The sequence below is a fragment of the Desulfonatronovibrio hydrogenovorans DSM 9292 genome, assembly GCF_000686525.1.
In the GTDB taxonomy this organism is placed as follows: domain Bacteria; phylum Desulfobacterota; class Desulfovibrionia; order Desulfovibrionales; family Desulfonatronovibrionaceae; genus Desulfonatronovibrio; species Desulfonatronovibrio hydrogenovorans.
This window is the reverse complement of sequence record NZ_JMKT01000017.1, coordinates 123,072-131,719: the sequence shown is the minus strand read 5'-3', so window position 1 is coordinate 131,719 and position 8,648 is coordinate 123,072. Positions and strand designations below refer to the sequence as shown.

Below are 8,648 nucleotides of genomic sequence, written 5' to 3'. Positions count from 1 at the left end.
CAAAAGCCAAGTGTGGGTATTGATATGGGCGTAGCCAGATTTTGCACTCTGTCAGACGGTTCATTCTACACACCCCTTAATTCATTTAAAAGGCTGTCAAAGAAACTCTCCAGACTGCAGAGGGGCTTAGCTCGAAAAGTTAAATTTTCAGAGAACTGGAAGAAAGCCAAGGCCAGGATAACCAGGCTGCATGAGAAAATTGCTGATGTGCGCAGGGACTATCTGCATAAGCTGTCACGACTGATAGCCGACAAGTATGGGCTGGTGGTGGTTGAGGATTTGAGAGTCAGCAATATGAGTGCTTCAGCCAGGGGTACACTTGAGAGACCTGGTAGAAATGTCAAAGCCAAGTCAGATCTTAACAGATCTATTCTGGATCAGGGCTGGAGTGAGTTTTTCAGACAGCTTGAATACAAACTGTCATGGCTTGGTGGCTGGCTGGAAAAAGTGAATCCATGCAACACTTCAAGAACCTGCCCTGTATGCGGCCATAAAGACAAGGATAACCGCAGGAGTCAGAGCAGGTTCAGGTGTGTAAAGTGTCTGTTTGAAGGCAATGCTGATTACGTGGCAGCCATAAACATTCATACCGCAGGGCATGCGGGAATTTACGCCTGTGGAGACGGACGGCCATCTTTGAAGCAGGAACTACCGGGAAATAGTGATACAGTACCGACCTTTTTTCCTGTCACACTAACAACGTGATTAAAAGGGAATCCTCTTTCTTCAGGGAGAGGAGGATGTCAAGTCTGAAGATGCATATCATCAGGAAAGAATGGAGATCAGCCGGTTGGCAGGCAAAATTTCAGCCCTGCGTTCATCCCAGTTAAAGCGATGTTCAAAATAAACCAGCCGTTATCAGCATTCAACAATCAACTCTTACACGTTCTATGCTAAAACACTACCATACCATCCGCCACTTAAAGCCCATCCAGATCCGCTATCGCCTTTACTACGCCATGCGCGCACGGCTGCGCAGGTTGACCGGGTATAAGTACAACCTTAGCCTCCCTGCCAGGGGATTTCCTGTGGACCTGGAAAATTCCATTCCGGCGCAGACTTCCTGGCTTGGGGACAGGCGATTCAGGTTTTTGAACCTGGAGCATGACTTTGGTGATAAGATAGACTGGAACTTTGCCGGGCACGGCAAGCTCTGGGCTTATAATCTCAATTACTTTGAGTACCTGGGTCAGGAAGGCATGACCAGGGAAGAAGGCCTGGGCCTGATGCATGAGTTCGTGGCCGGGGCAGACAATAACCGGGAAGGCATGGAGCCTTACCCCACCTCCCTGCGGGTGATGAATTGGATAAAGTTTATCTGTAAGCACAAGCTACAGGACCAGGAGGTTGATGCGTCGTTGTACGCGCAGCTCATGGTTCTTGTGGACAACCTGGAATACCATCTGCTGGGCAATCACCTGCTGGAAAACGGGTTTGCCCTGGTTTTCGGGGGCTTGTATTTTCAGGATGATGAACTGCGTCAAAAGGCCCTGGATATTCTGAAGCCAGAGTTGGAAGAACAGATCCTGCATGACGGCGCTCATTTCGAGCTGAGTCCCATGTATCACCAGCTTATGCTCTTTAGGGTGCTTGACTGCATTAATCTGCTGGCGCATAGTCGTGGTTTTTGTGACAATCTCACGGCTCTTTTGCGATCCAAGGCCGCGCTGATGCTGGGATGGCTTAAGCAGATGGCCTTTTCTAACCGGGAGATCCCTCTTTTTAATGATTCGGCCCCGGACATTGCTCCCTCAACCCAGGGGCTTGAGGGCTATGCCCGGCGGCTGGGGATAAAGTCCAGGGTTCGGCCCCTGGCAGAAAGCGGATACCGCAGGTTTGACGGTTGCGGCTATGAACTCATCGTGGATGCAGGCCCCATCGGGCCTGACTATATCCCGGGCCATGGTCACTGCGATATGCTCAGCTTTGTCCTGCATGTACATGGAAAGCCCTGGATGGTGGATACAGGGACCAGCACTTATGAACAAGGCCGGACCAGGCAGTTTGAGCGTTCCACTGCCGCGCACAATACTGTGAGCATGGAGGGACGGGAGCAAAGTGAAGCCTGGGCAGCTTTCCGGGTGGCCAGGCGGGCCGGGGTCAGGGTCCTGGAGGAGAACAAGTCCGGCATAACAGCCGAGCATGACGGTTTCGGGGTTTGGCACAGGCGGACCTTTAATTCAGGTGACCAGGAGATACATGTCACGGACGAGCTCAACCCCAATGGCCGGGGCACTGCCAGATTTCACCTGGCACCGGGATTGGAAGCGTCTGTGAGTGAGGACATTGTGCGTTGCGAGAGCATGCGTATCTATTTCGCCGGTCATGATAGTATCTGGATTGAACCGTATCTCTGCGCCACAGGGTTCAACAAAAGAGCTCAGGCCATGTGCATATGCGTTGGCTTTACTTATAAGCTAAATACCCGGATGGAATTTTGTAAGTAATTTTAGTTAGGCGAGAGTTAAACTACAGCCTGATATTATGAGAATTTTATTTATAACCGATAACTTTCCGCCGGAAGTCAATGCCCCGGCCACCCGCACTTATGAGCACTGCAGGCAGTGGGTGGAGCAGGGTGCACAAGTGACCGTGATCACTTGTGCTCCCAACTTTCCGTCCGGACGGATCTTTCCGGGCTACAAAAACAGAGTCCACCATGTGGAGTACATGGATGGGATCAAGTTGATCCGGGTGTTAAGCTATATTACGGCCAATGAAGGTTTTGTCCGCCGCTCTCTGGATTATTTGAGTTTTGCCTTTTCCTCTTTTTTGGCCGGACTTTTTGTCCGGGCCGATGTCATCGTGGCAACATCACCCCAGTTTTTCACCACTCTGTCCGGCTATGGATTATCCTTGTGCAAGAGAAGGCCCTGGGTATTTGAGGTGCGTGATTTATGGCCTGAGTCCATCCGGGCAGTTGGGGCCATGCAGGACGGATTTTTCCTGAGCTTCCTGGAGAGGCTGGAACTTTTCCTGTACCGAAGGGCCACCAAGGTGGTGGCTGTGTCTGCTGCCTTTAAGCTGGACCTGGTCAAGAGAGGCATTACACCGGACAAGATCCGGGTGGTCACTAACGGGTCCAATCTGGACCTGTTCTCCCCTCGGCCCAAGGACAAACAACTGGTCAGCAAGCTGGGACTGGAAGACAAATTTGTGCTGGGCTACATAGGCACTCACGGTATGGCCCACGGCCTGGACTTTATTCTTGACTGTGCTGATTCGGTCCTGAATGATCAGATCCATTTTTTATTCGTAGGGGATGGAGCTGAGAAAAGGAATCTGCTGCACAAGGCAAAAGAGCTGAATTTAAAAAATGCGACTTTTCTTGATCCTGTTCCCAAAGAAACTATTGCCGGTTACATTTCCATTACAGATGCATGCCTGGTCCCTTTAAGAAAGAATGATACATTTAAGACAGTGATACCATCCAAGATTTTTGAATCCGCAGCCATGCATAAGCCAATTCTTTTGGGTGTGGAAGGCCAGGCAAAAAGGATTGTGAATCAGTATCAGGCCGGGATCTGCTTTGAACCGGAAAACAGGCAGAGCTTTCTTGATGCCCTGCATGAGCTTCACCGGGACAAGTCTATGTATGACAGATTGCAGAAGGGGTGCTTGCAGCTGGCCAGAGATTATGACCGCAAAAAACTGGCCCTGGAAATGCTTGAGATAATAAAACAGTGCTGAACGGATTTCTGCAGTAAATCAAGTTCAGACATCCTGGCCAGCAAGGAAATGATGCCCAGTGCAGGGATCAATCCTTTAAAAAATAATCCACACTGGTCACCACCCGGACCAGTTTGATTTCAGGGGTGAAGGGGTCCCGGTCATTGATGGTGAAAAGACCCTGGCTGGCCCGGCGGATGGCACCCACCCGGCTGTCCGAGTCATGGGCAAACTGCTGGGCTGCATTTCTGGCATCTTTTGTAGCCTGGGCGATCATTTCCGGTTTTATCTCAGCCAGGCCGGTGAATTCAAACCTGGGCTGAAACTCGTAGGAATGGATCAGGACTACGCCTCTGGTGACCAGTTCTCCGGCTGCAGCCATGGCCTGTTTGACCAGGTCGGCCTGGTCTGTGCGCACAGTGATGACACTCTGGGCTGTGAACCGGTTGGCCGGTCTGTGCTGTTCAGATACGCCATAGGCGTGCTGGTCGGTTATCCTGGGGGCGGATACAGAAATCTCAGCCTGGCCAAGACCCTGTCTGGCCAAAAAATCCAGGACTTCATCCCTTGATGTGTCCAGCTCCTGCTGGATTTTCTGCAGGTCATTGCCGGCAGCACTGAAGGAGATGGGCCAATAGGCCAGGTCTGCCTGGACTTCTCTCTCGGCAAACCCCCGGACACTGACAAACCTGTCATAGGCCCTGAAATCTTTGATGGCTGATCCCAGGATCCAGGCCCCTGCCACCAGGGCCAAAGCCAGAATTACACCGGCCATGAAGTTGTTGGATGCCCTGTCTGCCATATGTCTTACCTCCTTTTACAAAGCATGTGCTGTAGTCTAAAAATAGCATGAAAGAAAGGGAAATAAAAGGGAAATTGTGTGGCCAGAAGCAAGCTGAGTCAAGACATGGCAGCCTGGATGTCCAGCCCATGAGGTTCACTTCAGTCCATAGACAACTAGGACCTGGCCTTTTATTCTGACTTGCTGTCAAAGATGATTTTAATCAGGGAAAGTCACCGAGATCAGCGATTTTAAATCCTGTTTCTTGGTGTATCCGATAAGATCAAAAAACAAAAAATATCAGCCGCTGATCTCCGCAGATAAGAAAACCGTTATCAATTGATAATAACAAACCTAAAGATCATCATGCTGCCTGATAATGACTGTTTTCTACAGACTGCTAGACAGAGCTTGAATTACCGGTGACATGCAAGGGCAGCTTTTGTTGCTATACTTGTGTCTGTCAGGCCTGGAAATCGGGCTCCTGATCAATTTTAATGAGATTACTGCTGAAGGATGGGATTATTTGGATAGCAAAAATTAAGGAATATCTCTCACCCGGGCTGAAGCAGCCCTTGAGCCACCGAGCAAGGACCGAGGAAGAAAGAACAGGTAATTAAGATGATTAGTATTTATATCCACCGATCCGGCGGCTATGGATGGGTGTTTCCTGCCCTGGGCTGGAGACTTTTTCCGGCAATCTACGCCTGGACCGGAAGGGCCTAAAAAATTGATTGACATTCCTGCCTGGGAAACATAATTATTTTAAGCTTACGGGATGTAGCGCAGTCTGGGAGCGCACTTGAATGGGGTTCAAGGGGTCGGAGGTTCAAATCCTCTCATCCCGACCATCAAACGACAAGGGGTCAGGCTTTTCAAGTCTGGCCCCTTTTTTTTGGATCTTCCGGTTTAAGCGTATTTTTGAAATTGAGCTGTAATGTAAAGAATTAAGAATGTCTCCCGTCCCGCCTGGAGCTGATGACCCTTTATCATTACTCCTGAATTGAGCAATATTGGGCAGCTGTATGATAATCGCTCGGTTTAGGCGCACTGCAACTCGCAGAAGTAAAAGATGATTATTCATTTTTGTTGAGAGATCTGCCTGCCCGGTCAAATCGGTGCCCCCATGTGTCAGGATAGATGTCGTCTTGGATGAAATTTGAGGGAGGTCCAAGAGCATCTTGCGCCCTGGCCATGGGGCCGGCTGATTGCGTAAAATACGGGCAGGCATGTTACTGGTGTTTTTTTTCAGATTCCATGAGACCAGCCTGTATGGCTTTAGTTTGGTCTTTATGTTTCATAAGCTGCAAGCGATACCACTGCTGGTGGACCCCGGCCACCTGGAGGGGTATTTTGCTTGTGCCAATGATTGCTGCTGTAAAAAACCGATGGTTTCCTGCTGAGCTCTTATAAATTTCTCCGTCAGGACCGATAATTGCCGTGCCCGCATCTTTAGTTTTTTGGGGGAGGTATCCCTGGGCTTCCATGCTGGCTATCAGCTTCAGAATGTAGCTGGAAAAAAAAGACAATACGTCTTCGTGGTTCCGCATGATTATGGTTTTATGCTTGGCAAAGCCTCTGGTCTTGATTTCCTGGAGTAATGCATGGAACCATTTGGACTGTTCAAGATCGTTCCGGTTTTCAGCCAGGTCTTCAATCAGCTTGAATTTTTTTAATGAGCTGATTTTTCTTGGTTTTTTAAAGAAGAAGCGTGGAATGACAAATGGGTCATAATTATGTATTTTTTTTCGGACAGTTTTGGCCAGGGACGGGGCAGGCAACAGCAGATTCTTGATTATGTTGTCAACAGGCCTGATAACAGGGCGGTTTGTGCCGATATGATGGGTAACTGTCCTGGGGTTGATCCACAGCACTGTTTTAGTTCCCAGCCTGGAATAGACGTATTTTTTTGTAACCACTATTGTAGAGATAAGGTGTATGTTGGTATCAAGCTGGTCCCAGTTTTCAGGAACTGAAAATACATGAGGACCACAGCCATGGTGCTTCCAAGATAAGAGGCCGTCCGTTGAAAACATTTGGCAAATCAAACTGCGACTCTCAGCAAGGCCAAAGTGTCAGGGCCGGTTCTGAAAACGGGCTGCCTTATGAGTCAGTGCTAACCAGAAGCAGAGGCTTTTTTTTCTGTGGACACAGCGATCTTTTGGCTGTGGCCCGGACTATCCTTGACAGGCCCTGGCGATGGGAAAATTCATCAACCATCTACAAAAAAAAACCAAATCTGGTTGCAGAGGGCTCTTTCTTTGCAGAAAAAGATTTTCCATGGCCCTGCCAGTTGATAAAAATTTTTAAGCCAAGGGGTTTTCAGAGCTTTGTGCTGGATCCGTTGAAAACATCCAAGGCGCTGAAGTCATATCTGGCTGCCAGCCATCTGGTCAAGCATGATTTGTTGACTCCCATACCTTTGGCTGCTTTTGAGCACAGAAAATTGGGACTGACCTGGAAGAATGCGTTTATTTGCGAATCAATTCCCCACCATGTGGTGCTGCGGGCCTTTTTAAAGGAAAACTGGTCCAGACCAGGGGTGATGGAGGAAGTGCTTCAGAAACTGGCTGGATTTGTCCTTAAAATGCATGACTCAGGATTCTGGCACCGGGACATGAATTTGAGCAATTTTCTGCTTACAGGCGGTCCTGGCAAGTACAGCCTGTACGTTATTGATCTGAACCGGGCCAGGATCAGGCCTGAGCTTTCCCTGGTACCCAGGGCCCTGGATCTGGCCCGGCTGGACCTGGATGAGTGGCAGGATTTTTTTTTCAGAGCTTACTGCGGAGAGCGTTTTGATGTGGACCGGATGCTCCTGGTGGCCAACCTGGCCAGGAAAAGGCGGAGGATCTGGCGCAGGATGGTGGCCTGGACCAAACCCATGCGCGGGGGATGAGCCGGCTCTGACCTTTGGACCGGAGAAAAGGGCGCATGGCCCTGGTTTAAACCAGGCAGAACAGTTCTGGCCGGGTATCTGTTTGGAAATGGATATATGTTCAGGATCCAGGGAAAAGACCAGGATGATTATCCGGACAATAGCTGAGACAATTGATGAAAGCTGATTTTTTTTCCTCCAGAACTGCAAAGATCCTTTACCCCCTGGGCCGGATTTACGCCCTGGGAGTCCGGATGCGCCAGCAGGCCATGACCAGAAAAGCGCTCAGGCTGTCCAGGCCGGTCATCTCGGTGGGCAATATTTCCATGGGCGGGACCGGCAAGACCCCGCTGTGCCAGTTTCTGGGCACATGGCTGGCAGACACTGGCCGGAAACCGGTCATCCTGACCAGGGGCTACAAGGCTGGAACAAATGTTTTTCCCCACTTGGTGGAGCCAGGTGATGATCCCGGGGTGTGCGGGGATGAACCCCTTATGCTGGCCAGGTCTCTGGCAGCCAGGGCCAGGGTGGTAGTGGACCCGGACCGGGTCAGGGCGGCCAGCTGGGCTTTGTCCCGCCTTGATCCGGATGTCTTTATCCTGGATGACGGTTTTCAGCACGTCAGGGTCCAAAGGGATGCTGATCTGGTGCTTCTGACCCCCCATGACCTGGCTGAGGGCTGGAACAGGGTTGTCCCGGCCGGAAGGTGGCGGGAGGATGAACTGGCCCTGGCCAGGGCGGATCTGTTCATGGTCAACTTGTGGGGCTGTGAGCTATCCAGGGTCAAAGATCTGGTGGATAAAAGACCCTTGCTCCAAGGCAAGCCAGTCTGTTATTTTGATCTGAGCATCAAGGAATTAAAAAGGCTTGATCAGGATCAACCGGTTCATGGACTGGACAACAGGCCTTACCTGCTGGTTACCGGGGTGGCCAATCCCGGAAAAGTGGTCTTATCCATAAGTTCTTTTCTGGGCTATGGACCGCGAGGACATCTGCCCTTTGCCGACCACCACCCCTTTGGCGCCCAGTCCATCAAGGCCATAACAGCCATGGCCGGGCAGGCCGGGGTCAGAGATGTAATCTGTACTTCCAAGGATGCGGTAAAACTGGGGCCTGTTGCCGGGTTGAATATCTGGGAGGCCAGGGCCGGGGTGCGAATGGTTGAAGGGGCAGAAGAACTGGAAAAAAGGATGCTCCTGGCATTAGCGTACCTCACAGATTATCAACCCGGCAATTGAAGTCCATAGACAACCTGGACTTTTATTTTAGGTTGCTATCAGAATGACTTTTAATCAGCGAAAACCAGTAAGGTCAAAAAGC

General features: G+C 50.3%; 7 protein-coding genes and 1 tRNA gene. 6 read left to right on the top strand and 2 right to left on the bottom strand.

Annotated features, from left to right (window positions below):
- The 3 genes from P771_RS17870 to P771_RS0114525 form a co-directional block, all read left to right on the top strand.
- Positions 1 to 705, top strand: a 705-nt coding sequence (locus P771_RS17870; protein WP_150112219.1) for an RNA-guided endonuclease InsQ/TnpB family protein, incomplete at its 5' end; no start/stop codon positions are given.
- A gap of 185 nt (positions 706 to 890) precedes the next feature.
- A complete protein-coding gene (locus P771_RS0114530) occupies positions 891 to 2,447 on the top strand; it encodes an alginate lyase family protein (protein WP_035244715.1) in 1,557 nt (518 codons plus the stop codon).
- Between the two features lie 37 nt (positions 2,448 to 2,484).
- Positions 2,485 to 3,690, top strand: a complete 1,206-nt coding sequence (locus P771_RS0114525; RefSeq protein ID WP_028575705.1) for a glycosyltransferase family 4 protein — start codon at positions 2,485 to 2,487, stop codon at positions 3,688 to 3,690.
- Between the two features lie 67 nt (positions 3,691 to 3,757).
- Here the strand turns inward: P771_RS0114525 and P771_RS0114520 are convergent, their stop codons facing one another.
- Positions 3,758 to 4,471, bottom strand: coding sequence for an SIMPL domain-containing protein (locus tag P771_RS0114520; protein WP_028575704.1), 714 nt, complete (start codon positions 4,469 to 4,471; stop codon positions 3,758 to 3,760).
- A 753-nt stretch (positions 4,472 to 5,224) separates the two neighbouring features.
- On the opposite strand from P771_RS0114520, the gene P771_RS0114505 reads away from it, so the two are divergent.
- Positions 5,225 to 5,301, top strand: a tRNA-Pro gene (locus P771_RS0114505).
- 381 nt (positions 5,302 to 5,682) lie between these two features.
- On the opposite strand, the gene P771_RS0114495 is transcribed toward P771_RS0114505, so the two are convergent.
- Entirely contained in the window at positions 5,683 to 6,486 is an 804-nt protein-coding gene (locus P771_RS0114495) for a hypothetical protein (RefSeq protein ID WP_028575702.1), read from the bottom strand.
- Between the two features lie 308 nt (positions 6,487 to 6,794).
- On the opposite strand from P771_RS0114495, the gene P771_RS18970 reads away from it, so the two are divergent.
- Together P771_RS18970 and lpxK are read left to right on the top strand one after the other, a co-directional pair.
- The gene (locus P771_RS18970; RefSeq protein WP_161635993.1) at positions 6,795 to 7,349 is read left to right on the top strand and encodes a lipopolysaccharide kinase InaA family protein; all 555 of its coding nucleotides are present in this window, start codon (positions 6,795 to 6,797) and stop codon (positions 7,347 to 7,349) included.
- A 155-nt stretch (positions 7,350 to 7,504) separates the two neighbouring features.
- Complete coding sequence (lpxK, locus tag P771_RS17865; RefSeq protein WP_051617410.1) at positions 7,505 to 8,566, top strand: tetraacyldisaccharide 4'-kinase; 1,062 nt, start codon at positions 7,505 to 7,507, stop codon at positions 8,564 to 8,566.
- Positions 8,567 to 8,648: the final 82 nt, after the last annotated feature.

What these genes read in the sequence shown, in the direction of transcription:
- P771_RS0114530 (WP_035244715.1), top strand. Translation starts at nt 891, where the DNA reads ATGCTAAAACACTACCATACCATCCGCCACTTAAAGCCCATCCAGATC.
- P771_RS0114525 (WP_028575705.1), top strand. Translation starts at nt 2,485, where the DNA reads ATGAGAATTTTATTTATAACCGATAACTTTCCGCCGGAAGTCAATGCC.
- P771_RS0114520 (WP_028575704.1), bottom strand. Translation starts at nt 4,471, where the DNA reads ATGGCAGACAGGGCATCCAACAACTTCATGGCCGGTGTAATTCTGGCT.
- P771_RS0114495 (WP_028575702.1), bottom strand. Translation starts at nt 6,486, where the DNA reads ATGTTTTCAACGGACGGCCTCTTATCTTGGAAGCACCATGGCTGTGGT.
- lpxK (WP_051617410.1), top strand. Translation starts at nt 7,505, where the DNA reads ATGAAAGCTGATTTTTTTTCCTCCAGAACTGCAAAGATCCTTTACCCC.